The organism is Gordonia sp. OPL2 (assembly GCF_003797825.1).
In the GTDB taxonomy this organism is placed as follows: domain Bacteria; phylum Actinomycetota; class Actinomycetes; order Mycobacteriales; family Mycobacteriaceae; genus Gordonia.
The window spans coordinates 1-25294 of record NZ_RKME01000030.1; the positions used below are offsets into that span (position 1 = coordinate 1).

Consider the following 25294-nt stretch of genomic DNA (forward strand, 5'->3'; position numbering starts at 1 on the left):
CGTCGGCAGCGTCAGATGTGTATAAGAGCCAGGAGCAGGACGGATCGGCCGACGACGGGCGCGTGAACACCGTCTCGACCGGGCGGTGGGGCGCCTCGACGACGAGCGCGCGCATCACCCGCGCGGTGAACGCGGCCGGCGCGAGATAGCGGCCGGCGGTGCACCCGACGACGGGCGAATCCGATTGCACCACAGGCACGATGCGAGTCGTTCGCTCACCGTCGTCGACGCCGGTGATACTCCACGGAGAGCAGCCGACGACGGTCACCGCGATCACACCGGCCACCGCCACCCGGCCCGACCGAGCCCGGCGCGCGTATTTCTGCGCGTGCCGGGACGGGTCGTCGACGTTCATATCCGAACGCTAGGACGACGACGGGCCTGCGTCGTGCGTAGCGGGGTACCCGAGTCCGAGGACCCCGGACACTCACCCGCCGCTCCGAGCTACTCGATCGTGGAGAGGTCCCGTGAGGCGACCGGGCGTGTCGTCGGCGAGGGCTCGTGCACGGGGTTGCCGTCGGCGGAGCCGCGACCGTCGTCGACCATCTGATCGGTGTCGACGATCTCGCCGGCCACCTGTCCCTGCGCCCGGCGCTGCTCGTCGCCGCTGAGCGTGTTCAGGGCGACCTCCTTGATGAAGAGGATGGCGACGAGGCTCAGTGCGGCCATCACGCCGGCGACCAGGAAGATCCGGGCCGTGCCGTCGCCATAGGCGCCGCGGACGATGTCGGCGATCGGACCGGGCAGCTCGTTCAGGTTCGCCAGTCCCGCACTCGACCCTCCGGTCTGGCCGGCTCCGATCCCCATCGCGGACAGGCCCTTTGCGATCAGATCGGTGACGTGATTGCTGAGCACTGCGCCGAGCACCGAGACGCCGGCGGCGCCGCCGAGCGACCGGAAGAAGGCGACCGTCGACGTCGCGGCGCCGAGGTCGTCGGGACCCACGTTGTTCTGCACCGCGAGGACGAGGTTCTGCATGGTCATGCCCATGCCGACGCCGAGAATGAACAAGAAGCCGCCGAGCAGCACCATGTCGGTGTGCGCGTCGATCGTCGAGAGCAGTCCGAAACCGAGCGTCATCATCGCCGCACCGACGACCAGGTAGATCTTCCACCGGCCGAAGCGTGTGATGAGCGCGCCGGACACGCCGGCCGACAGCATCGAACCGATCACCATCGGCAGCGTCAGGAGACCGGCTGCCGTCGGCGAGTACCCGCGGGCGATCTGGAAGTACTGACCGAGGAACACCGCACCACCGAACAGTGCGACGCCGACGGCGATGCTCGCGAGGGTCGCGAGTGTGGTCGTGCGGTCACGGAACAGGTACAGCGGGATGATCGGGTCCTTGACCTTGGTCTCCGCGAACACCGCGGCAGCCAGCAGCACCAGTCCGAGCACCACGAGACCGAACGACATCCCCGAGGTCCAGTCGAAACTCTTGCCCGCGAGGGTGACCCAGATCAGCAAGGTGCTGACACCGCCGGCGATGAGCAGTGCGCCGACGTAGTCGATCGTGACGTTCTTGCGGATCACCGGAAGGTTCAGCGTGCGCTGGATGACTAGGAGGGCGATGACGGCGAGCGGCACGCAGACATAGAAGGTCCAGCGCCAGCCGAGCCAACTGGTATCGACGATGACACCACCGATCAACGGACCGGCGACGGTGGCGATCGACATGACCGCGGCGATCGGGCCCTGGTAGCGGCCACGTTCGCGAGGACTGAACATCGATGCGATGACGATGACGACGAGGGCCTGCAACCCACCGAGCCCGAGGCCCTGGATCACGCGGAATCCGATCAGCATGCCGACCGACTGCGACAGCCCGGCCAGGATGGAACCGAGGGTGAACAAGGTCAGCGACATCTGGACGAGCAACTTCTTGCTCATCAGGTCCGACAGCTTGCCCCAGATCGGCGTCGTCGCGGTCGAGGCGAGAAGGGTTGCGGTGACCACCCACGTGTACTGGTCCTGGGTGCCGTGCAGATCGGTGATGATCACCGGCAGCGCGTTGGACACAATGGTCGACGACAGGAACGCGACGAACATCCCGAGCAGCAATCCGACGAGCGCCTCCAGGCGCTGACGATGCGTCATCGGTGTGTCCGGGGCCTGCGCCGAGACGGGTGGGGCAGCGGTCGTACTCATGCGGAAACCTCCTCAGGTCATGGCAGGACCCGCGCGGACATCGCCGCGAGGGGCGTGGGGTGGGCACGTGGGCACAGCGCGTGCCGGGCGTCGCACATCGCCGATGGCGGGTACGAACCTAATAGTTGATGAATGCAACCATACGGTCGAATAGATGCAACTCGCAACTATCTCGACATATTCCCGGCCGGCGCCGCACAGTCAGCGGGTGCTCTCCGACAGGCGTCGGAGTAGCTCGGCGAGGTGGCGCACATCGGAGGGATCCCACCGCGACAACCGTTCGCGCCATTGCGCCAACGCGGCGGCATTGACCTCCTCGAGGCGCCGCCGACCGCTCTCGGTGAGAGCCACGAGCCGAGCGCGCGCATCATCGGGATCCGGATGCCGTTCGACGAGTTCCAGGCGGACGACCGAGTCGATCTGCCGGGTCAGCGTCGACTTCTCTAGCCCCAGTTCGGCCAGCAGATCGGACATGGGCATCGCATCGTGACGTGCCAGCAGAACGAGCAGGGGATAGCAGGTGGGGTCGAGCCGGGGATCGATGATCCGGACGCGGTCGCGGATCTGGATACGGCCTCGGCGCCAGATGTCGACGAGTTCGGTCTCGAGGTCGGTGATCGGATCCGAGCCCATCGTCGCAGCTTCCCTTCGCCTCAACACGCCGGCCACCGGTCTCGACACTCCTGTCGCGACACTCCCGTCTCGACGACTTGCGCCCGCGTCGCGCCGTCCCGCGCAGTCGGCGGCGGCCCATCGTCCGGGGACAGCGTACCGAGGCATGTGCCCGACGGCGGGCGCGCTCACCTCCGGGCCGTCGTCGGGGACTGTCGACCGGTCGCGGAACAGCGGCGGAGACTCCCGCGTTGCACCTCCCGTGTGTCGACGGGACGTCCGTCGGCTCGTGGACTGCCGGTTGTGCCCCGGCGGGAAGGACTGCCCGCGATGAGTGTCACGGTCGACATCTGGACCGACGTCAACTGCCCGTTCTGCTATCTGGGCAAGCGACGTTTCGAGGCGGCCCTCGAGCAGTTCCCGCAGCGCGACGACGTGCGGGTGGTCCACCGGTCCTTCGAGCTCGACCCGACTCTGCCCCACGATGCGAGCGGACCGGTGACCGAACACATCGCGCAGAAGTACGGGATCTCGGTCGATCAGGCCCGCGCGAACGAACAGGGCATCGCCGCCCAGGCGGCCGAGGTCGGTTTGCCCTACCAGACCGAGGGGCGGGACTTCGGCAGCAGCTTCGACATGCACCGCCTTCTTCATCATGCACTCGCGGTGGGCCGTCAGGACGCTCTGCTCGACGCCCTTTACGCCGCGAACTTCGCCGACGACACCGCTTTGTTCGGCGACACCGACCGTCTTGTCGAGGTCGCCGTCGGCGCGGGTCTCGACGAGTCCGAGGTGCGGCGTGTGCTCGACGATCCGGACGCGTATGCCGACGCGGTTCGTCGCGACGAACAGCAAGCTGCCGCGATGGGAGCCAACGGTGTGCCGTTCTTCGTCTTCGCCGGGAAGTATGCCGTGTCCGGGGCGCAACCGACCGAGACCTTCGCCCGGGCATTGCAACTCGCCTGGGGTGAGCAGATCGTGCCACTCGGTACCGAATCCGCGGACGCGTGCGGTGCCGACGGTTGCGCTGTACCAGCGGCATCCGACGACTGACATGACCGGATGACGGCCGTGCAGAACGGACATTTCGACCCGACAGGCCGGTGACGCGGCCGAGGCTTGGACGAATCCCTGCGGATCCCCCACCCCGCTCCTACAGTTGTGAGAGTCCACAACGCCGTACCGGTCGGGTAAGGGGTCGTAGTCATGTCCACACCAGGGTCGATCATGAAGGGTTCCAGCTCCGCAGGGCTGCGGGAACTCACCATCCGCGGAATCGTCCTCGGCGGTCTGATCACCTTGGTGTTCACCGCAGCCAACGTCTATCTCGGGCTGAAGGTCGGGCTGACGTTCGCGACCGCGATCCCAGCCGCCGTCATCTCGATGAGCTTGTTGCGCTACTTCGCCGATCACTCGGTGGTGGAGAACAACATCGTGCAGACGATCGCCTCGGCCGCGGGAACGTTGTCGGCGATCATCTTCGTGTTGCCGGGCCTGATCATGATCGGTTGGTGGACCGGCTTCCCCTACTGGACGACGGTGGCCGTCTGCCTGATCGGCGGCATCCTCGGCGTCATGTATTCGATCCCGTTGCGGCGTGCGCTGGTGACGGGATCCGATCTGCCCTATCCCGAAGGCGCTGCAGCGGCGGAGGTCCTCAAGGTCGGTGACACGGCCGAGGGGGCGGAAGAGAACCAGCGCGGGCTGCGCGTCATCGTGGTGGGCAGTGTCGTCTCCGCGATCTTCTCGATCCTGACCCAGACCAAGCTCATCGCCGGGACGATCTCCGGTTTCGTGCGGATAGGCCAGGGCGGCACCATGTTCGGTGCAGGTCTGCTGTTCTCCCTCATCGGCGTGGGTCACCTCGTCGGTATCACCGTCGGCATCTCGATGCTGATCGGTCTGTTCATCTCCTACGGTGTCCTGCTGCCGATCCGCACGTGGAACGATCTGCCCGCGAGCGGCTCCATCGACGACATCGTCAGTGACACCTTCACCAACGACGTCCGCTTCATCGGTGCTGGTGCGATCGCCATCGCCGCGGTGTGGACGCTGATCAAGATCATCGGACCGATCGTCCGGGGCATCAAGGACGCGATCGTCTCCACCCGCGCACGCCGGGCGGGCAACAAGGTGGATCTGACCGAGCAGGACCTGCCGGTGACCATCGTCTCCGGAGTCATCCTTGCTTCTCTGATCCCCATCGGATTCATGTTGTGGGACTTCGCGAGTGGGACGGTGTTGCACGGCAGTGCGGCCGGGATCATCACGGTCAGCATCATCTTCGTGTTCGTGATCGGCCTGATCGTCGCGTCGGTGTGCGGGTACATGGCCGGTCTGATCGGTTCGTCGAACAGCCCGATCTCCGGCGTCGGGATCGTGGTCGTCCTCATCGCCGCAGTCCTCATCAAGGTCACCTTCGGCTCGGCCGACGACTCGCAGTCGACCGCCCTCGTCGCCTACACGCTGTTCACCGCGGCGATCGTATTCGGTGTCGCGACGATCTCGAACGACAATCTGCAGGATCTCAAGACCGGCCAACTCGTCGGCGCGACACCGTGGAAACAGCAGGTGGCCTTGGTGATCGGCGTCGTCTTCGGTTCGGCGGTCATCCCTCCGGTTCTGCAGCTGATGCAGACGGCATTCGGATTCGTCGGCGCCCCGGGAGCCGGAGAGGATGCGCTGCCCGCACCGCAGGCCGGACTGATCTCGTCTCTCGCCGAGGGCGTTTTCGGAGGCGATCTCGACTGGGCACTCATCGGAGTCGGTGTCCTGATCGGGGCTGCAGTCATCATCGTCGACGAGGTACTCGGCCGTACGACGGGCAAACTGCGTGTCCCCCCGCTCGCCGTCGGCATGGGGATGTACCTGCCGATGTCGGTCACGCTGATCATCCCGATCGGCGCCTTCATCGGTCTCTGGTACAACAAGTGGGCCGAGCGAACGGGCCGAAATGTGGAGCGCAAGAAGCGGATGGGTGTTCTCCTGGCCACCGGCCTCATCGTCGGAGAGAGTCTGTGGAACGTGGTGTTCGCCGCGATCGTGGCCTCCAGCGGCAACGATGCCGTGCTGAATCTGCCGTTCATCGGGGACGGTTGGGAGACCGGGTCGGAGATCCTCGGGGTCGTCCTGTTCGTCGCGGTGCTCGCCTGGCTGTACAAGTGGACGCAGAACTGGGCGTCGAGGGAGACGGTCCGCAAGGACGCGGATCCCACCCCGCAGGCCTAGATCAGCGCTTTGCGGCGGTAACACACTCCCCGATGGCCTGATCCAGCATCTCGAGGCCGGACCGGATCTCGTCGTCGGTGGCGGTCAATGGCGGCGCGATGCGGAAGATACCGCCCATCCCCGGCAGCTGGACGACGTTCATGTGCAGGCCGAGGTCATAGCATCGCCGCGTGACCGCGGCGCCGAGTTCGTCTGCGCCGGTCTTGGCCTCGCGATCGGTGACCAGCTCGATGCCCTGCATGAGTCCGCGGCCGCGGACGTCGCCGACGACGTCGTGCCGCGCGGCGATATCGAGCAATCCCGCGTTCAGGAGGTCGCCTGCCTCGCGTGCACGCGCATCGAGACGGTCGCGCCCGAGGACGTCGAGAACGGTGTTGCCGACGGCGGCGACGAGCGGATCGGAGACATGGGTGGTGAAGAACAGGAATCCGCGTTCGTGCGCCACTCGCTCGATCTCGGTGGTGGTGATGGTGGCGGCGAGCGGCAGACCCGCCCCCAGGGTCTTCGAGACGGTCAGGATGTCCGGCACCACGCCGTCGCGTTCGAAGGCATACCAGGTTCCGGTGCGGCACAGGCCCGTCTGGGCCTCATCGAGGATGACGAGCATGTCCCGCTCCTCGCACTTGGCCTTCAGCGCGCGGAGGTAGCCGGGCGGCAGATCGATCACGCCGCCGGAGGAGAGGATCGGTTCGACGATGCATGCGGCCAGCGCGCCGACGGATTGCGCATCGATCATCTCGAACCCATAGTCGAGCTGCCGCTGCCAGTCGAACTCGCCGTCGGGGGTCACGAAATCCGGACGGTACGCGTTCGGGGTCGGCAGGGCGAGATTCCCGGCGGCCACGGGGCCGTATCCTTTTCGACCCGAGCTGTACGTCGCTGCCGCCGCGGCGTGTGTCATTCCGTGCCACGATCGTGCGAACGACACGATTTCATGCCGCCCGGTGACGAGCTTGGCCATCCGGATGGCCGCCTCGTTCGATTCGGCACCCGTGGTCAGCAGCAGCACCTTGTCCAGTGGCTCGGGCAGGGAGTCGGCGAGTCGGCGCGCGAGGTCGACGACCGGCTCCGACAGCATGCCGCTGAACAGATGATCGAGCGTCCCGATCTGCCGCCGCACGGTCTCCACGATGTCGGGATGGGAATGGCCGAGGATCGCCGACATCTGACCCGACGTGAAATCGAGAAGCGGACGGCCCGAGGCGGTGTAGACGTAACTGCCCGACGCACGCGCGATCAGTTCGGGCGAGAAGGTGCCGCCATACCGGACGAGATGGCGAGACAGGTCGTCGGCGATTGGCGCGGTGCGATCGTCGGCGTCGCGGGTGGTCGTCATGGGTCAACGGTACGGCCGGACGAGGGGGCGGCGCCTGCCGTGTCGCCCATGCGCCGCTTCGATGGTGCTCCGGGGTCGTAGGGTGCAGGGGAGTCCCCTGCATCTCGAGAAAGGCCGTATACGTGAGCGAACCGCTCGACATCACGATCGCCGACGGAGTGGCCGTCTGGACGCTCGACCTCCCGAAGGTGGGCAACGCCATCACCGGCCACGACGTGATCGCGGCATTCGAGCGGGCCGTCGACGACGCGAACGCGAACGACGATGTCCGCGTCGTCATCCTCACGGGGTCCGGCAGGTTCTTCTCGGCCGGCGGCAACGTCCGGGAGATGGCCGACGGGGAGGGGCTGTTCGGACTCGATCCCGTCGAGCAGCGCCACGGTTATGCCGACGGAATCCAGCGCATACCGCGCGCGATGCAGCGGTGTGAGGTGCCGGTGATCGCAGCGGTCAACGGAGCCGCCATCGGTGCCGGCTGCGATCTGGCCATGATGTGCGACATCCGCATCGCCGCCGAATCGGCTTTTTTCGCAGAGAGTTTCGTCCAGCTCGGACTGATCCCGGGTGACGGCGGATCGTGGTTCCTGCAGCGGGCCATTGGATATGAGCGCGCCGCGGAGATGACATTCACCGGCGATCGGGTCGACGCCGCCACCGCCCTCGAGTGGGGCATGGTGAGTCGGGTGTCGTCGGACGACACGTTGCTCGACGACGCCCGGGCGCTCGCTGCGCGTATCGCGAAGAACCCACCCCACGCCCTGCGTATGGCAAAGCGGCTACTCACCGAATCACGCACCAGCTCACTGGACTCCGTGCTCAATCTCGCGGCGGCGATGCAGCCACTGGCCCATCAGACCGCCGACCACAAGGAGCGCGTCGCGCGCTGGAGCAAGCGCTGAGCTCTGCATCGCCCCCCTGTTCCCTGAGGAGCGAGCGTGCGAGCGTCACGAAGGGCAATCACCCGCCACGCGGTTGCGCGACAAGGGCTGTCGCCGCAGCGGCCGACCGCCTCGCGGCGATGACCAGGTCCACTCCGTCGGCCAGGTGCGCGGCCAGCGTCCCGGCGAACACATCGCCGGCGCCGGTGGTGTCCACCGCGCGAACACGATCCACCGCGATCCGCTCGATCGAGTCGCCCTGGGCGACGACCACTCCGTCGGCGCCCAGGGTGATCACCGCCGACCGGGCGATCGCGAGCAGTCGGCGGGCGGCGGCATCCGAATCGTCGATGTCCAGGCCCGCATAGAACGCGGCCTCGCTCTCGTTGACGACCAGCGGATCCGCAGCACGGACCACGGCGTCGTCGAGTGCGGCCGCCGGACTGGGGTTGAGCAGCAGTCGTCGTTCGTTCCGCACGCACCATGCCGCGACCGCCTCGGTGACCGCCATCGGCGATTCGAGTTGTGTCAGAACAATCGTCGGGTCGAGCGCATCGAGCGAGCCCTCGACGTGCGTAGTGGTCAACGCCGCATTGGCCCCTGAGAGGACGACGATCCGGTTCTCACCGTCGTCGTCGACCTCGATGATGGCCTGACCGCTGCGCTTTCCGTGGGCCTGCAGCACGTGTGTCACGTCGACACCTTCGTCATGCGCGGCCGCTCGCATCCGGACGCCGGGTTCGTCGTCGCCGACAGCACCCACGAGTGCCGTCGTCGCCAGCGGCGCGGCAGCCCGCGCCTGATTGGAACCCTTGCCGCCGAGACGTTCTGACATCGACTGCCCGAGCACCGTCTCGCCGGGGGCCGGCAGGCGGTCGACCCGAACGATCACATCGACATTGAGTGTGCCGACCACGGCGACATCCACGACGGTGTCCATGTAGACGAGTATCCATTGTCGCGTCGTCGGCGACGACGACACGGCCATCCTGCGGCGATCGCGGTCAGTGGCCGTCCTTCTCGAGAAACCTCGGATGGTCCAGACGCCACGTGACCGCGGCGATGATCACGGCGATCGCGGCCAGCGTCAACAACGAGTTGCGTTCGTCGAACGCGTTGAAGAGGAGCCCGCCGACGGCTGCTCCGACCAGGAATCCCGCGTAGGTACTCGCGTGGGCGACCCATCCCCAGCGCTTCTTGCCGGCGATGTGCAGTCCAACGCCCTGACCGATCTTGACCAGCGTCCCGGTCACATACGACAACGGCATCACGACTTCGCCCTTGCGGCTGATCGACGTGTTGAGGGCCCCGAGCCCGAAAGCGAGGCAGAGGACGGGCGCGATGCCGAACTCGTCCTTGGGCGAGCTGAGGGCGGCGTCGGACACGGACGCGGCGACCGTCGACGTGGCGGTGAGGACTGTGGCGCCGTGACGTGCCTTCGTCCAGACGTAGAGCCGGGCAAGCGTCGCGACGATGACACCGAGGACGAAGGTCAGCACGGTCACCAATGCTGAGATGCCCAGGGCGTGAGCACCTTTGATGTGCTCGAGGACGAGACGCTCGGTGTTGCCGGTCATGAAGGTGACGTACCAGCCCGACGAGTACAACCATGCGGCCGCACCGGTCGCACCGGCGAGGGATGCCAGTACGGCGGCGAGGATCATCTCGCGTCCGTTGTAGAAGGGGCCCAGAAGTTCCTTGCTCGTTTCGGTGGTGGGTGAGGCGTTGATGGTCGCCACGTGTCGACTCCAGTCGTATCGATGATCGAACGGCGGTCCTCACCAGCCCACCCGAAGGCTCAGCGGAGTGCCACGTGAATCCGGACACAGGAGTGACAGTCGGCAGCCGTCGTCACGTCCACCTCAGGTGAATCATGTTTTACATCAGTAAACGACCATGTCATCGGGCCGTAACACCGACTGGGTTTCATGACAACGAACAAAGTCTACTGATGTTAGCCACCGATTCCGGTGGGTCAGAACAACGATCTGGAGGACCGACATGACCGTCGAGAGCACCGACACCGCCACACCGTTCCTGGTGACCGCCGGCGCGTGGGAGAACCTGCCTCGCATGGCCGAGTCAGAATATCCCGGGACCGAGGGATTCATCGGCGACGTCTACGAGAACCCGCAGGGCAGTGTCATGTGCTCCGGATACTTCGAACTCCACCACACGGACGCACCCCTGTACTACGAGTACGAGTACGACGAGATGAAGGTCGTTCTCGAGGGTGAGTTCCTTCTGGAGAACAAGGAGACCGGACAGACCCAGATCGCGAAGGCCAAGGACGCGATCTTCTTCCCCAAGGGATCGAAGATCTACTTCAGCACACCGAGCCATGCCCTGGCGTTCTACGCCGGGCACCGCGACGCCGACCTCCTCTGAGGGGCCATGTCGCAGATCGCATTCTCGAGCATCCCGACGTGGGCCCGTCCCGGGGCGTCAGCCGACGACACCGAACTGCCGTCGAACTCGGGCCGGTCCTACCTCCTGCTCGGCGTCGGGGACGCGACGGGCGACGGCATGAGGCGATGGGTGCAGGCGCTGCCCGACGGCACTGCCCTGCAGGCCATGACCTTCGACGACACCGAGTCCGCCGCGCAGGCGCTGCGCGATGAGCTGGCGCGGGCGCGCGTCGGGTTCCGCCTGGTCATCGTCGCTCCCGCCGGCGCCGCTCTGGCGCTGCGCGGGGTGGCGACGTCGGCCGGTCTCGAGGATGACGAGATCCACGTGACGACCGCCGGTGCAGGGGTCATCGAGATCTTCTGTTCGCACTGCGGGGCGATCACATCCACGGTCGCCGCGGTCGACGACGTCGTCGACTGCGGCGGCTGTGACCGTCATCTTCTCGTCTATCACCACGTCTCGCGTCGAAGCGGCCGATACCTCGGCTTCATGGTCGACGCCGAAGCGCCCGCGACCGCCGGAGGTTCCCTGTCGTGACAGCCACCATCCCCGGGGCCCCCGTCGACGATGTGCGGGCCCGGAGCTCGCGCCGCACGCTGATCGTCACCGATATCGTCGACGCTGCAACAGGAATACGCAGTTTCACGTTAGCGGCACCCGATGGCGCGGTCCTCCCCGGATTCGTGCCGGGCAGCCACCTGATCGTGGGTGCCGGCGACTGCACCAACGCCTACAGTCTGACCAACGACGGGGTCGCTCCCACCAGTTACCAGATCTCCGTATTGCGTCTGGCCGACGGCAACGGCGGATCACGCTGGATGCACGACATGCTGTCGGTGGGGGACGCGGTCGAGGTCGAGCTGCCACGCAGCGCCTTCCCGCCGGCGGCCCGGGCGACGAAACATCTGCTCGTCGCCGGCGGTATCGGTGTGACGCCCATCCTGTCGCATCTGCGGGCGGCGACCCGTTGGAATCGAGATGTCCAGGTCCTCTACACCTTTCGGCCCGGCTGCGGGGCGCACGTCGATGAGATCATCGCGCTCGCGGGCCGGGAGGCCGAGTTGTTCGTCGATCAGTCCGCGTTCACCGAACGCCTCACCGCCACATTGGCCGATCAGCCGATCGGCACGCACCTGTACCTGTGCGGTCCGTCCGGCATGATCGATCACGTCGTCGCGACCGCACGCGGCCAGGGATGGCCGGAGTCGCGGATTCACCTCGAACGATTCGGTGCCGACGCGCTCGACGCCGGGGAACCGTTCACCGTGCGGCTCACCGAATCCGGCCTGACCGTCGATATCCCCTCCGGGACATCGGTTCTGGAAGCCCTGGAGGGCAACGGGATCGCGGTGGCCAACCGCTGCCGCCAGGGCGTCTGCGGAGAGTGCCGGATCCCACTGTCCGCAGGCACCGCCGACCACCGAGACCTGTACTTGTCCGACGACGAGAAGTCCGCCGGCGACGCGTTCATGCCGTGCGTCTCGCGTGCGGCCGCCGGATGCACCCTGGAGGTACCCCTGTGACCATCACGTCCCCGGCCTCGACCGGGTCGGACCCAGCCACTGTCGAGGCCGAGCTCGTCGCCGGCTTCCCGTTTCCGTTCGTCGACGACCGATACAGATACAGCACCAACGTCGAGCCGGCCCACCAGCCTGCTGCGACTGCCGCCGGGCAGTGGGGCGATGGAGTGATCGACGTCGACAGCGAGTATCGACACGAGATCGCCGAGCGTGCAACGATTCTCGCGGCCGACACCACTCGGCATGCCGTCCTCCCGCACATGCGGCCGGCCACCTGGGACGCCATGGTCACCATCATGACCGAACTCGCGACCACCTATCCGGACCACTTCGCGCTGCATCGGTCCGGGGCGGACTGGCGTTGGGAGAACTCGCTGCTGGCGATCGACCAGACCTTCGTCTACGGCGACGACACGACGCTGCCCACCGACCCGCTCGACTACATCTGCGGACAGATCCAGGAGGACGTCGTACTGCTCGACCAACGCGACGGGCAGCTGTTCGCCGATGCTGGCGTGGTCACGTTCGCCGCGGACTGGAGTTTCGGGTTCGACGTCGGGATGAGTTTCCTCGAGATCCACGGACCCGTTCCCCGCGTGCGACGCGAAGGCGTGATCACCCGCGCACACGAGTTCATCAAGCGCCTGCAACCGCACCAGCCGTACCGGCGCACCAATTGGACTCTGACGATCGGCCGCCGGCTCGATGTCTCGACCGAGCGGTACCCCGAGTGGGGACCGGATCGCGAGACCATCCAGCAGGTCGACGACGAGACCTTCGGTCGTCTGGTGCACCTGCGGGTGGAGGTGCAGCATCTCATCCGGCTCCCGGACTCAGGGGCGGTGATGTTCCTGATCCGCACGTACATGCTGCCGCTCGAAACGCTGGCCACCATCGATCCGTGGCGAGTACGGGCAGCCGAGGTCTTCGACGAACTCCCCGACGACATGGCCGATTACAAGGGTGTCATCAAGTACCGAGCGCGCGCCGCGCAGTGGCTCCGTGATGCCGGACCGGCGGTCTCGGCCGAGTCGACGCCGGATGCCGCCGTGCCGGACGAACGACCCGGGGACGGGCTGCCGCTCTGGCCCGCGGCGCCGGAGGCCGTCGACGAGTCGGGTGCCTCGTTCCTGATCGTCGCGATCGGCGGGGAGCCGATGGTCGGTGTGGTGTCGCGCGGCTGGGTCTCCGCTGCGGAGGCGATCGGTCCGACACGGCTCGTCGTCCTGGACACGCTGACCTCGCCTGCCGACAGGGGCGCTCTCGCCGAGGCGTTGGCGGTCACCACCACCGGCGCGCGCGTCCACGTCGTCGGCGGTCAGTACGACGTCATGACCGCGTTGTCGACGGCCCGGGACCACGGAGCCCTCGCCGCAGAGCTGTCCGCCTTCGTCGTGCACACCCGTGATCTGCCGCTGTACTGTGCCCATTGCCGGGATACCTTCCGTGTCGACGGGGCGCCCGGGGCCGTCGTCGACTGTCCGGGATGCGCGCGCCGAGTAGAGATCCACGCACACCACTCCGCCTCGCGCGGCGGCTTTCTCGCCTCCGCCTCCGACGCGGAGGTCGGCGAGTGACGCTGCTGTCCGACACGCCACCTGCGGCCGGCACACGGTCGGCGACACCACCGGATCGCCAACAGCCGACCCGACAGCACCCGGGTCATCAGCACCCGGGCTACCGCACCGGTCCGCGGACGATGCGGGTCGTCCAGGTCACCGCCCTGACGCCCGAGATCAGCCATGTCAGGCTGGTCTCCGCCGACGGGTCACCCCTGGCGTCCTATCAGCCGGGCAGTCACCTGATCGTGGGTGCGGGCGCGCATCGCAACGCGTACTCGCTCGTCGACGACGGGATGCTTCCGTCCAGCTATGGCATCTCCGTGCTCCGGCGCGGCGCGGGCGGCGGCTCGGACTGGCTGCACGACAACGTCGTCGAGGGTGGGCTCCTCGATGTCGAAGGGCCGCGATCGATGTTCGCGCCGGTGTGGGATCAGCGGCACGCCCTGTTGGTGGCCGGCGGGATCGGGATCACCCCCATCTTGTCGCACGCACGGTCGTTGGCCCGGCGGGGCGCAACAGCCGACATCGTCTACTCCTATCGTCCCGGTCACGCCGCTCATCTCGACGAGTTGCGTTCACTCGGAGATGATTCCGGTCTGACCCTGTTCGAGGTGTCCGGCGCAGACGACACGAGGTGGCTGCTCGCCGACCGCTTCGGCGCGCAGCCACTGGGCACCCACGCCTATGCGTGCGGGCCCGCCGCCATGCTCGACACCTATACCGCCGCCGCGGAGCTGGCCGGATGGCCGGCGGCGCGCGTGCACCTCGAACGGTTCGCCGCTCCCGAACAGGAACCGGGAGAGCCGTTCTCGGTGCGCGTCGCCTCGACTGGCGCGGTGATCGACGTGCCCGCCGGAGTGTCACTGCTGCAGCGGATGCTCGACCACGGGCTCCCCGTTGCGAATCTGTGCCGGCAGGGAGTGTGCGGTGAGTGCCGCATCGGAGTCCGATCCGGTGTCATCGAACACCGGGACTTCGTGTTGACCGACGACGAGCGGGATGCCGGCGACAGCATGCTGTGCTGCGTCTCCCGCGGTGAGGACATCGAGGTGGACCTATGACGACCACCGTGGATCACCTGGCGAATCTGCCCTGGCCGTTCCCGGATGAGCTCGAGGAGTTCCGCTACAGCGTCAATGTCGAGCCGGCGCGGATACCCCGCGCGACCCGCGGCGGCGAATGGGGAAGAAACATCGTCGATCTCGGTGGGATCGAGTATCCGACGATCATGGCCGAGCGTCGTCGCATCCTCGATGCGGACCCGCACCGGGTCAAGGTCCGGCCCGGGATGGAACTCGCGTGTTGGGATCTGTTGCTCTATTACCTCCGTGACCTCGCGTTGAGCCATCCCGACGCGATGCACCTGACCGAGTACGGGGATGCCCGCTTCCACTGGCGCAATGATCTTCTCGGAACCGATCAGTATTTCGTGCTGGGTGTGGACTCGTCGCTGCCGAACGGTCCGCTCGACTTCCTCGCCCGGGAGGTTCCCGACGATCTGTTGCTGGTGATCGAGCGTGACGGGCACCTCTATTTCGATGCGGGAGCCGTCACCTTCGCCGCGGCCTGGTCGGTGTCCTTCGACGTCGGTATGGACATGTACGAGATCCACGCTCCCGTACCGGGTCTCACCCGGCAGGGGATCGTGGCGCGGGCCGAGCAATTCCTCCGCCGACTCCCCGCCGACCAGGTGTACCGACGGGTCAACTGGACGTTGTCCGCGTCGGATTCACCGAAACTCGACGTGAGTCTGGAGGAGCTGCCCGAATGGTCCGGTGACATCCCGCAGATGTTGCAGGACAGGGACTTCGACCGAGTGCACCTGCGCATCGAACTCGAGCACTTCATCCGGCTCCCGATGACCGGAGCCGTCACCTTCAACATCCGCACCTTCATGGCCTCGCTCGCGGAGATCAGGCGCATCCCGGAATGGGCCGGCCAACTCGCCACCGTCATCGAGTCGCTCAGCGAGCCGATCGCCGCCTACAAGGGCTTCCTGGGCTATCGCGACCACGTCGTCGCACATCTTCGCGGACAGTGACGTCCGCCTCAGTTTGTCCCTTCGATTTGTCTGTCCCACAACATGACCCGAGGATTCTTGAATGGAACCCATACTCGCCGCCAACGCCGATCTGGCGTGGATGCTCGCGGCATTTGTCTTTGTGCTGCTGATGTTTCCCGGCCTAGCCCTCTACTACGGGGGTATGGTCGGGTCACGCAACGTCCTGAACATGATGACCATGGTGATGGTCACCCTGGGCATCACGAGCGTGCTCTATGTGCTCTACGGCTACGGTCTCGTGTCGGGACCGTCGGTGAACGACTGGGGCATCATCGGTAATCCGATGGACTACATCGGTCTCGGGTCGAACATGGCCGACGACGGCTCGGGCAGCACTCAGGTGTTGTACTTCGCGGCCTGGTTCATCCTGTTCGCCGCGATCACCATCGCCATCGTCGCCAGCGGTGCGGCCGGCCGGATGAAGTTCTCCGCTTGGCTGGTCTTCGCGCCGATCTGGCTGACTCTGGTGTACTTTCCGGTCGCGCACTGGGTGTTCGCCGCCGACGGTGACGGCATCAGCGGTGGATTCCTGTTGAACGACATCGGCATCCACGACTACGCCGGTGGCACCGCGGTTCACATGAACTCCGGTGTGGCGGCTTTGGCCCTCGCGATGGTGCTCGGCGCCCGCCGCAAACGGATGGAGCGCCCGAACAACGTGCCGATGGCGTTGCTCGGCGGTGGCATCCTCTGGTTCGGGTGGTTCGGGTTCAACGGCAGCTGCGCTCTCGGTGCCAGCTTCCTCACCCAGGTCGTCATCCTCAACACCCTGCTCGCCGGCAGTGCGGGCATGATCGGCTTCTGCCTCATCGAGAAGTGGCGTGAGGGTCATGCCACCTCCCTCGGCCTGATCACCGGCGCCGTCGCAGGTCTCGTCGGGATCACTCCGGCCGCCAACACCATGACTCCGCTCGGCGCGCTGGGCGTCGGACTGCTCGCCGCGGCCGTCGTCGCCCTACTGCTCAGCTTCAAGAGCAAGTTCAAGGTCGACGACACCCTGGACGCGTTCGCCGTGCACGGTGTCGGCGGCATCGTCGGCACCCTGTGCATCGTGTTGTTCGCCTCGGAGTCCGCTCCCGCCGGAGTGCAGGGCATCCTGTTCGGTGGCGACATCGGCATCCTGTGGAAGGAGTTGGCGGGCATCGTCATCACCTGCACCTACTCCTTCGTCATGACCTGGCTGATCGCGAAGGGGCTCGACAAGGTGATGACCCTGCGCGTCGACGAGGAGACCGAGATGACCGGACTCGACTCCACCGTGCACGCCGAGACCGCGTACGAGATCCCCGCAGCCGGAGTGGGACACGCACCGGGCCTGGTCGCGACCGTTCCGCCGAAGGTCGGTCCGGCGAGTACAGGGGCCGCGGAGCCGATGCCGGTATCCACCTGATCCACGTCGGCGCCGTTCACGACAGAGAGCGGGGGTTCACCGGTCACGGTGGACCCCCGCTGTCGTCTGCCGAGCTCAACGCCCGGAACAACGGCACCGCGCAGACCTCGACGATCTCGGCGATTCCCGCGTCGTCGAGCGACCGGCGCAAGAGCGTCTCATTGCGCAGCAGATCCATCGGTAATGCCAGCGCTCGCGTGGGGATCGGGGTCGGCCCGAGTTCGCCTCTCTCACGGGCGTGTTCGACGATCGGGCCGACGACCTCTGCCGACCGACGAAAGATGACCTCCCGCATGGCCTGGGCGGTCGTCTCGTCGGCATCGGAGAGGATGCCGAGGATCATGCCCCGGCCGCGGTGCGAGAAGAGCGCATTGCCGTCGCGCAACAACTGGGTGAGATCGCCGACCAGCGATCCGGTGTCGGGGGTGTGCAGCGGGGACGAGTCCGCGCCGACCATCGACGCGAACACCATCGAGGCCTTGGTCGGCCACCGCCGATACAAGACGGCCTTGCTGGTCTCCGCGGCCGCGGCCACACCTTCGAAGGTCAGTCCGGCATAGCCGTGTGTCATCAACTCGCTCTGCACGGCGGCATGGATCGCGGCCTCGAGATCGGCGCCCCGGCGTCGTGTTGCCATGACTCTCCCTGTAAGAAACGTTGCGTTTCTAAGCACCATAACTTACCCTCTTAGGAAACGTACCGTCTCTTAAGGATCTGACATGGCAATGCTGGCCCCGGCGGGCGGAACCGGAACCCGTCCCAATCCGCGCACCATCATCGGACTCGTCGTCGGGGTCGCCGCGCTCCTGGCCGCGATGGTCACTGCGTTCGCGCTGCCGGCCGCGAACTCCGGTCCGCACGATGTACCGATCGGGGTGGTCGCACCCGCGGCGCAGGCCGACCGACTGAGCCAACAACTCGATGGGTTCGACGTCACCCGCTACGACAGTTCGGACGCTGCACGCGACGCCATTGAACACCGCGACATCTACGGGGCGCTGATCGTCGAAGGCCGTAACGTCGATGCGATGGTCGCCTCGGCGGCGAGTCCGACTGTGGCCACGGCTATCTCGGCAATCGGCACCCGCGTCTCCCAGGCTGCAGGTGGATCCTCGAACACTGTCGACATCCGATCATTCCCGCCGGACGATCCCAAGGGGGCGGGTCTCGCCGCAGGCGCACTGCCGCTCGCACTGGGCGGCTGGATCAGCGCCATGGTCATCATGTTGCTCATCCATACCCCGGGCGCGCGTGTGCTCACCGCACTCGGTGTCTCGGTGGTGGGTGGGCTCGTCCTGGTGGCAACCCTGACCTATGTGATCGGCACTTTCGACGGGAACTACTGGGTGACCAGTCTGGCCGCGATGTTGGGCATCGCCGCAACGTGTTTCGCCGTCCTCGGACTGCGCGAGCTCCTCGGCGGGGCCGGTCTGGGCATCGCCGCGATCCTGTTGATCTTCCTCGGTAACCCGTTGTCGGGGTTGGCGAGCGCACCGGAGATGCTGCCCACGCCGTGGGGCTACATCGGCCAGCTCCTGCCGCCCGGTGCCACCGGCACCATGCTGCGAGACGTGGCCTTCTTCAACGGGAACGGGGCGCTGCACGCGATCGTGGTGCTGGTCTGCTGGTTGCTCGGCGGCCTCGCGCTGTACGTCGTGGGCGTCTGGCGGAACCGGCGTTCCCACGAGGTCGATGAGGACGAGATCCACATCGGACGGCATGCGGTCGATGACGGTGTCGTGACCTCGTAGCCTTCGATGCCTGCGTGGATCCGTTGATCACTGTGCGGGTGACCATGTGGGGTAACCGACGTGGGCGCATTCCTCCAACAGTCGGCGGTCGTAAGTGAGCACCGGTGAGTTGCTCGTCGATGTGGGCGGCCGATGCGAGGTGGATGGCGTCCAGTGAACGCAGGGTCGATGGACCGATTGTCTCGGCGCGCGTGATGACGGCCTCGGTGATGGGGATGATGTCGATGCCGTCGAGCACTTTGCCCGCGCGATCCACCAGTCCGCTGCTTCCGTCGCGAACTGCGGTGCGCATCAGTTCGACTCGTGTCAACGCGCTGGTCACGAGGTTCTCATCGGCATGCTGCCGTAGCCAGGCGATGAGTGCAGATGTCTCGGCCTCGGACACGACGAGTTTGACGATGGCAGAGGTGTACGCGTAGATCATCGTTCATCGCGCACGCGGTCGAGCTCCGACGTCAGGTCTCCGACGGGCAGGTCCTCGACCGCGATCATGTGGATAGCCGGGGCTCCGCGTGGGCGTGAGGACACCGGTCCTGATCAAGGCCTCGGGTCCTGAGGTCTCGGGAGAGACCGGCACGAGTCGTGCCACCGTCTTGCCGCGATTGGTGATCGAGATCTCGTCGCCCGCTTCGACCTGCGCGAGGTAGCGAGAGGCGTGCCGGCAGAGCTCGCGGACACCGATGGTCGTCATGGAGGCGGTAGTAGCACATGATGTGCTACTACCGCCACGGTGTTGTTCAGCGGCTGAGCCTCATCGCATCTCGCCTGCCCCCTCATACGGGTTCAGGCTCAGCAGGAGGTCGCCCTCGGCGAATCGCGAGTACCGGAAGTCATGCGGATCGACGTTCTTCAGTGTCGTCGAACCGCTGAGCAGAAGGTCGGCGACGAGTTTGCCGACGGCGGGGGAGATCTTGAATCCGTGACCGGAGAAACCGGTCGCCAGGAACAGGCCGTCGACTGGTGACGGCCCGATGATCGGGTTGTAGTCGGGGGTGACGTCGTAGGCGCCGACGTAGCTGCTCGTGATGCGCGGGTCGGGCATGTCCGGCAGGCGATGACCCATCTTCATGATGATCTTGTCGATGGTGCTCTCGTCGGCGCGGTTGATGTAGTTGTCGGGATCGATGTACTGCGGGGCTGCGTGGTCGGAGTTGCCCACGAGGAGTTCGCCATTGGGCTCGCGGCAGACGTACGAGAGTCCGGCCAGATCGGACAGGACGGGAACCACCGGGGTCGGTTCGCCTTGGTCGATGAGCACGAGCTGCGCCCGCTGGGCCCGGACGTCGACCGCTACACCGACCGGTTCGGTCAGCGCCGGTGTCCATGGTCCTGCCGCGACGATCACGGTGTCCGCGTGGATGGTGCTGCCGTCGGCGAGCTCGGCACCGACGACCCGATCGTCGTCGCCCTGCAGGAGCTTCGTGACCGTGGTCGACTGGCGGACCTTCACGCCGAGCTTGCGTGCGGCCGCGGCGAATGCCATGCCCGCCATGTAGGCCTCACCGCGGCCGCCGAGCGGCTCGTAGGCGAAGGCAGCGAAGTCGTCGAGATGCAGTCCCGGCCACAGTTCGGCCATCGTGTCGTGGCCGATGAGCGAGACGTCGATGCCGAGGCCCTGCATCATCTCGACGTTGGCGTTCAACGGGGCCACATTGTTCTCGCCGACACCGACGACGTAGCCACACTGCTGAAACGCCATGTCGTCGCCGAAGAGTTCGGTTGCGCGGGTGAAGATGTCGACGCCGTACCAGGACATCGCCGCGAGCGACGGATTGCCGTAGTGGCAGCGCACGACGCCGCTGGACTTTCCGGTCATACCGGAACACAGGGTGTCGCGTTCGACGACGAGAACATCGGTCTCGCCCTGATCGGCCAGCGACCAAGCGATCGCGAGTCCTTCGAGGCCGCCGCCGATGATCAGGAAGCGGGTGGTGGTGGAGGTCATGTCGGGGTTCACTTTCGGTGGAGAGATGTGGAAAGAGCTGTGGGGCAGATTCAGTCGATGTCGACCGGTTGAGTCAGCAGGTCGGCGAGTACCGTGGCGAGTGCGTCGCCGCCGGCATCGGCGTCGGGATCTTCGACGTACTCGTCGGGCGAGTGCGAGATCCCGGTGGGGTTCCGGACGAACAACATCGCGGTGGGGATCTCCTCCTTGAGCACCCCGGCGTCGTGGCCGGCGCCGGTGGGGAGGATCGGTGCGTCGGGCAGGATCGTGGACAGTCGGCCGCGAAGGCCGGGATGGAAGTCGACGCGGGGACTCATCGACGCCTCGGTGAGGGTCATCCCGCAGTTCTCGGCAGCGGCGTGTTCCCGTGCAACGGCCGCGATGTCGGCGACCAGCGCGGCGACCACCGCGTCGTCGGAGTGACGGACATCGAGCCACACGTCGACCCGGGAGGCGATGACATTGCTACCGCCCGGGACGGGATCGAGTTTCCCGACGGTGGCACGCGCGCCGTCGACTTTCCTGCCGAGGCGCCGGACATCGAGAACCGTGGCGGCCGCGGCGAGCATCGGATCCCGACGGTCGTCCATCAGGGTGGTGCCCGCGTGGTTTCCCTGCCCGCTGAACGACAGCCGCCACCGTCCGTGACCGAGGATCGACGAACCGATCGCGATGGCACGGCCCTGGTCGATCAGTCCGCGACCCTGCTCGACATGGAGTTCGACGAAAGATCCGATCTGCGCGAGTCGTTCGTCGTCGCGGCCGATTCCGCGAGGATCGAGGCCGTTGTGAACAGCGAGATCGGCGAAGGTGGTCCCGTCGGCGTCGGTGAGCGCAGCCGCACGCTCTGGTGTGACGGCGCCGGTCATCAATTGCGATCCGAGGCAGGCGAGTCCGTAGCGAGAGCCCTCCTCTTCGGGGAAGACGGCGAGAGCAAGAGGCCGTTCGGGCCGGAGTCCGCTCGCCTGGAGCGAGTCGATGGCGGCGAGGGCGGAGGCGACCCCGAGCGGGCCGTCGAACGCTCCGCCGCCGGGGACCGAGTCGAGATGGCTCCCGGTGACCACCACGTCGGCGAGTGGCAATCCCTCCGGGTTCCACCACGCCCAGAGGATTCCGTTGCGGTCGGTCTCGGTCGGGAGGGAACGCGCGCCGGCCGCCGCGATGAACCACTCACGCAGCTCGAGTTCGGCGTGGGAGTAGACGGGTCGGCTGTAACCACCTCGGGCGCTGTCGGTTCCGATGTCGGCGATCTCGGCGAGCAGACCGCTGACGGAGGTTGTGCGGGTGATGGATTCGGTCACGAGATGCTCTCCTGTGTGGACGGGCGGATGTGGGCGACGGCGACGGTCGCGGCGCCGGTGACCTCGCGGGGCGAACCGTCGAGAAGCACGCTGTCCCAGCGTCGTATCTCCTGATCTCCGAGTGTGAGTGAACCGGCGAGCACCGTGAGGACGACTCCGTCGTCGGCGCCGATCGTGTGAACGCCACGCACATTGCGGAGGGTGAGCGTGCCGGCGCAGGTGTCGCGACGGCACATGAGATTCAGCAATCGGGTCGGGCGGCGCGTGGGGGTGGCGCGAACATCGTCCTCGCCGTCGAAGCCGATGCGGTCGAGCAGTGCGAGTGTGTGCGTCGTCCCGTTGACGGTGAGGTCGACCGCGTCGTCGCCGACGACGACTGCGGTCCGATGCATCCCCGGGAAAAGCGAGAACGCGCAATCGGTCTCGATGTCCGCCAGGCTCACTGTCCAGTCGGGCGGGGCGATGTCGTCGAGGGCGGTCTTTCCCGAGGCGATGCGCCGGGTGACGCCCGCACCATTGCGCCAGGGAGCCGGCGGGAGTGTCGACGCACGGACGATCGGCTCGATCGGTGGAGCCATCACGTGATGGGTGCGAGGAGTGTGGTCGATCGTCATGGGAGTGATCCGTCCGCGGTGATGTCGGTGGTGGGTCTTCAGTAGACGACGCCGATTGAGAAAAATCCAATATGTATTTGACGGTCATTATTCTGCTCATGAGAATAGTGGCCATGGAGCTCCGCCACCTGCGCTATTTCCACGTCCTCGCCGACGAACTGCACTTCGGCCGCGCGGCCGCACGTCTGCATATCTCGCAGCCGCCGCTCACCGCGCACATCAAGGATCTCGAGCGAGAGGTGGGCGCTCGCTTGTTCGACCGCACCACCCGGCGCGTCGCTCTGACCGGCGCCGGGGAAGTGTTCGCGGATCGCGTGGGGGAACTGCTCGAGCGACTCGACGATGCGGTGCTCGAGGCGCGCGATCACGCGGAGGGTCGTCGCGGGCGCATCCGGGTCGGGTTCGTCAGCTCGGCCAGCGGCACCGTTCTGCCGCCCGGGCTGCGGATCTTCCGTGAGATCCATCCACATGTGCGGGTCGACCTGTCTCCGCTGACAACCCGCGAACAACTCGATGCGCTCGCGGCGGGTGCGCTCGACATCGGGCTCATCCGATCGGGCGGCGCCGAACCCGGGCTCGTGGTGGAACCGTTGTTCTCGGAGCCGATGGTCGCCGTCCTGCCGGTCGAGCATCCCCTGGCATCGCACGCCGGTGTCCGGGTCGACGATCTCGTCGACGAGCGACTGATCCTCTTTCCGAACGATCTGATGCCCGCCTACGTGGCACAGATATGGGCGATGTTCGCCTCGGTCGGCGCCGAACCCGTCGTGGTCCAGGAGGCGATTCACCACGAGACCGTGGCCGGGCTCGTGTCCGCCGGGGTGGGCATCTCGATCCTCCCGGCATCGGTGTCCCGATTCCGGCCAGCGGACGTCGTCATCCGGCCCATCGAGGGTGCGCCGACGACGGCTCTGCTCATCGCGCGTCCGGAGGAATCGTCGAACCCGGCCGTCGAGGGCTTCGTCGAGTGTCTGCGGGCGGCGCAGCGGGTGGATGAGTGAGTGCCGGGGATCTCCGGTGCGGACATCTGTGGCGATCTCCTGACGGTTGCCACGTGATCGGGCTCGATCGACACACAGGACTCACGACGCCGTAACAGGGTGGAAATAATCAGAATGTCTACTCGGTGTAGACAAAGTTTCCTAACAGCAGACATACTGATCTCGACACCCTCACTGACGGAGAACCACCATGACCGACCGCAACGAACTCGCCGACCTGTGCGCGGCCACCGGGACGACGTTCATCCTGGCCCTGTTCGTCGACCTCCGCGGCAAGCCCTGCGCCAAGCTCGTGCCCGTCGAGGCGGTCGACGAACTGGCCTCTGACGGAGTCGGTTTCGCCGGTTACGCGGTGGGTGCCATCGGGCAGGAGCCGAAGGACCCCGACCTCATCGCCATTCCGGACGTGGCCTCTTTCACGCCGATCCCGTTCATCAAGGAGGGCCTGGCGGTCGTCCATTGCGATCCGCACGTCGAGGGCAAGCCGTGGCCGTTCGCTCCCCGCAACATCCTCAAGTCGCTCGTCGCGCAGGCCGCCGATGCCGGCTTCGAGCCGTGGGTCGGTGCGGAGGTCGAGTACTTCCTGCTCAAGCGCGCTGCCGACGGTTCGCTCATCACCGCCGACGACGCCGACGACTCGAACCAGCCCTGCTACGACGTCCGTGGTCTGACCCGCATGTACGACCATCTGACGGCGGTCTCCACCGCGATGAACCAACTCGGGTGGAGCAACTACGCGAACGACCATGAGGACGGCAACGGGCAGTTCGAACAGAACTTCAAGTATGCCGAGGCTCTCACCACCGCCGACCGGGTCATCACCCTTCGCTACCTGCTCTCGACGATGGCGGCCGAGCGCGGCATGGTCGCCACCTTCATGCCCAAGCCGTTCGCCGAGCGCACCGGTTCCGGTCTGCACTTCCACCTGTCGCTGACCTCCGGCGGCGCCCCGGTGTTCCCGGGTGCTGCGGGGGAGGACGAGCGTGGTCTCGGGTTGTCGCCCACCGCTTACGGATTCGTCGGAGGTATCCTCGAGCATTCCTGTGCGTTGCAGGCGGTGATGGCCCCGACGGTGAACTCCTACAAGCGAACCGGCGCCACCGCGACCCGTTCCGGTGCGTCGTGGGCTCCGCGTCGACCCACCTACGGCGGCAACGACCGGACCCACTTCGTCCGGGTGCCCGACGAGCAGCGCGTCGAGCTCCGCGGGGGCGACGGCTCGGCCAACCCGTATCTGGCGATCGCGGCAGCGCTCGGCGCAGGCCTCGACGGAGTCAAGCGGAGTCTGGACCCGGGCGCACTCGGTGGATGTCCCGAGCACATCGAGTCGTTGCCACTCACCTTGCTCCACGCGGTCGAGGCGCTCGAGGCGGACCCGGTCATCTCCGGGGTCCTCAACGCCGCGGTACCCGAGACCGGGCCCGGTGACGCCGGACTCGTCTCCGACTACTTCTCCCGACTCAAGCGCGAGGAGTTCTTCGCGTGGCATTCCACGGTCTCCCCCTGGGAGATCGAGAACTACCTGACCGCCTTCTAG

23 protein-coding genes and 1 pseudogene are annotated in these 25294 nt (G+C 66.6%); 13 read left to right on the plus strand and 11 right to left on the minus strand.

Annotated features, from left to right (window positions below; all coding sequences use genetic code 11):
• Positions 1-444: 444 nt before the first annotated feature.
• Positions 445-2148, minus strand: coding sequence for an MDR family MFS transporter (locus tag EEB19_RS21820; RefSeq protein ID WP_262365845.1), 1704 nt, complete (start codon positions 2146-2148; stop codon positions 445-447).
• A 201-nt stretch (positions 2149-2349) separates the two neighbouring features.
• A complete protein-coding gene (locus EEB19_RS21825) occupies positions 2350-2781 on the minus strand; it encodes a MarR family winged helix-turn-helix transcriptional regulator (RefSeq protein WP_187589417.1) in 432 nt (143 codons plus the stop codon).
• A gap of 309 nt (positions 2782-3090) precedes the next feature.
• Between EEB19_RS21825 and EEB19_RS21830 the strand changes: the two genes are divergently transcribed.
• Positions 3091-3813, plus strand: coding sequence for a DsbA family oxidoreductase (locus EEB19_RS21830; protein WP_187589418.1), 723 nt, complete (start codon positions 3091-3093; stop codon positions 3811-3813).
• 153 nt (positions 3814-3966) lie between these two features.
• Entirely contained in the window at positions 3967-5988 is a 2022-nt protein-coding gene (locus EEB19_RS21835) for an OPT family oligopeptide transporter (RefSeq protein ID WP_187589419.1), read from the plus strand.
• A 1-nt stretch (position 5989) separates the two neighbouring features.
• Here the strand turns inward: EEB19_RS21835 and EEB19_RS21840 are convergent, their stop codons facing one another.
• A complete protein-coding gene (locus EEB19_RS21840) occupies positions 5990-7324 on the minus strand; it encodes an aspartate aminotransferase family protein (protein ID WP_187589420.1) in 1335 nt (444 codons plus the stop codon).
• Positions 7325-7446: 122 nt separating this feature from the next.
• Here EEB19_RS21840 and EEB19_RS21845 point away from each other — a divergent pair, with 122 nt between their 5' ends.
• Positions 7447-8223 carry a crotonase/enoyl-CoA hydratase family protein gene (locus EEB19_RS21845; protein WP_187589421.1) on the plus strand — a complete coding sequence of 259 codons (777 nt, stop codon included), beginning with the start codon at positions 7447-7449 and terminating at the stop codon, positions 8221-8223.
• A gap of 58 nt (positions 8224-8281) precedes the next feature.
• Here the strand turns inward: EEB19_RS21845 and EEB19_RS21850 are convergent, their stop codons facing one another.
• Together EEB19_RS21850 and EEB19_RS21855 are read right to left on the minus strand one after the other, a co-directional pair.
• The gene (locus EEB19_RS21850) at positions 8282-9142 is read right to left on the minus strand and encodes a ribokinase (RefSeq protein ID WP_187589422.1); all 861 of its coding nucleotides are present in this window, start codon (positions 9140-9142) and stop codon (positions 8282-8284) included.
• A 64-nt stretch (positions 9143-9206) separates the two neighbouring features.
• Positions 9207-9941 (minus strand): YoaK family protein, encoded by a 735-nt coding sequence (locus EEB19_RS21855; protein ID WP_262365846.1) that lies wholly within the window; start codon positions 9939-9941, stop codon positions 9207-9209.
• A gap of 262 nt (positions 9942-10203) precedes the next feature.
• Between EEB19_RS21855 and EEB19_RS21860 the strand changes: the two genes are divergently transcribed.
• The 7 genes from EEB19_RS21860 (at position 10204) to EEB19_RS21890 (ending at position 17145) form a co-directional block, all read left to right on the plus strand.
• Positions 10204-10590, plus strand: a complete 387-nt coding sequence (locus EEB19_RS21860; RefSeq protein WP_187589423.1) for an ethanolamine utilization protein — start codon at positions 10204-10206, stop codon at positions 10588-10590.
• Positions 10591-10596: 6 nt separating this feature from the next.
• A complete protein-coding gene (locus tag EEB19_RS21865; RefSeq protein ID WP_187589424.1) occupies positions 10597-11148 on the plus strand; it encodes a dimethylamine monooxygenase subunit DmmA family protein in 552 nt (183 codons plus the stop codon).
• Positions 11149-11180: 32 nt separating this feature from the next.
• The gene (locus EEB19_RS21870; RefSeq protein ID WP_262365849.1) at positions 11181-12134 is read left to right on the plus strand and encodes a PDR/VanB family oxidoreductase; all 954 of its coding nucleotides are present in this window, start codon (positions 11181-11183) and stop codon (positions 12132-12134) included.
• Positions 12131-13708, plus strand: coding sequence for a DUF3445 domain-containing protein (locus EEB19_RS21875; protein ID WP_262365847.1), 1578 nt, complete (start codon positions 12131-12133; stop codon positions 13706-13708). Before EEB19_RS21870 ends, EEB19_RS21875 begins: the two co-directional genes overlap by 4 nt.
• A 122-nt stretch (positions 13709-13830) precedes the next feature.
• Entirely contained in the window at positions 13831-14754 is a 924-nt protein-coding gene (locus EEB19_RS21880; protein ID WP_187589470.1) for a PDR/VanB family oxidoreductase, read from the plus strand.
• Complete coding sequence (locus EEB19_RS21885) at positions 14751-15734, plus strand: DUF3445 domain-containing protein (protein WP_187589426.1); 984 nt, start codon at positions 14751-14753, stop codon at positions 15732-15734. The genes EEB19_RS21880 and EEB19_RS21885 overlap by 4 nt, the downstream gene beginning before the upstream one ends.
• Positions 15735-15795: 61 nt before the next feature.
• Positions 15796-17145: an ammonium transporter gene (locus tag EEB19_RS21890; protein ID WP_187589427.1), complete on the plus strand. Its 1350-nt coding sequence runs from the start codon at positions 15796-15798 to the stop codon at positions 17143-17145.
• 43 nt (positions 17146-17188) lie between these two features.
• On the opposite strand, the gene EEB19_RS21895 is transcribed toward EEB19_RS21890, so the two are convergent.
• Positions 17189-17782, minus strand: a complete 594-nt coding sequence (locus EEB19_RS21895; protein ID WP_187589428.1) for a TetR/AcrR family transcriptional regulator — start codon at positions 17780-17782, stop codon at positions 17189-17191.
• Between the two features lie 82 nt (positions 17783-17864).
• On the opposite strand from EEB19_RS21895, the gene EEB19_RS21900 reads away from it, so the two are divergent.
• Positions 17865-18896, plus strand: a complete 1032-nt coding sequence (locus EEB19_RS21900) for a hypothetical protein (protein WP_187589429.1) — start codon at positions 17865-17867, stop codon at positions 18894-18896.
• A gap of 27 nt (positions 18897-18923) precedes the next feature.
• Here the strand turns inward: EEB19_RS21900 and EEB19_RS27150 are convergent.
• The 5 genes and pseudogenes from EEB19_RS27150 to EEB19_RS21925 form a co-directional block, all read right to left on the minus strand.
• Positions 18924-19320, minus strand: a pseudogene (locus tag EEB19_RS27150) (type II toxin-antitoxin system VapC family toxin).
• A 3-nt stretch (positions 19321-19323) separates the two neighbouring features.
• Entirely contained in the window at positions 19324-19587 is a 264-nt protein-coding gene (locus EEB19_RS21910) for a type II toxin-antitoxin system Phd/YefM family antitoxin (RefSeq protein ID WP_262365848.1), read from the minus strand.
• 60 nt (positions 19588-19647) lie between these two features.
• Positions 19648-20841, minus strand: coding sequence for an FAD-binding oxidoreductase (locus EEB19_RS21915; RefSeq protein WP_187589430.1), 1194 nt, complete (start codon positions 20839-20841; stop codon positions 19648-19650).
• Between the two features lie 50 nt (positions 20842-20891).
• Positions 20892-22142 carry an allantoate amidohydrolase gene (locus EEB19_RS21920; protein WP_222929966.1) on the minus strand — a complete coding sequence of 417 codons (1251 nt, stop codon included), beginning with the start codon at positions 22140-22142 and terminating at the stop codon, positions 20892-20894.
• Positions 22139-22756, minus strand: a complete 618-nt coding sequence (locus EEB19_RS21925) for a HutD family protein (protein WP_187589431.1) — start codon at positions 22754-22756, stop codon at positions 22139-22141. The genes EEB19_RS21920 and EEB19_RS21925 overlap by 4 nt, the downstream gene beginning before the upstream one ends.
• Before the next feature lie 113 nt (positions 22757-22869).
• Here EEB19_RS21925 and EEB19_RS21930 point away from each other — a divergent pair, with 113 nt between their 5' ends.
• Together EEB19_RS21930 and glnT are read left to right on the plus strand one after the other, a co-directional pair.
• The gene (locus tag EEB19_RS21930) at positions 22870-23757 is read left to right on the plus strand and encodes a LysR family transcriptional regulator (protein ID WP_187589432.1); all 888 of its coding nucleotides are present in this window, start codon (positions 22870-22872) and stop codon (positions 23755-23757) included.
• Between the two features lie 190 nt (positions 23758-23947).
• On the plus strand, positions 23948-25294 hold the full coding sequence (gene glnT / locus EEB19_RS21935) for a type III glutamate--ammonia ligase (RefSeq protein ID WP_187589433.1): 1347 nt from the start codon (positions 23948-23950) through the stop codon (positions 25292-25294).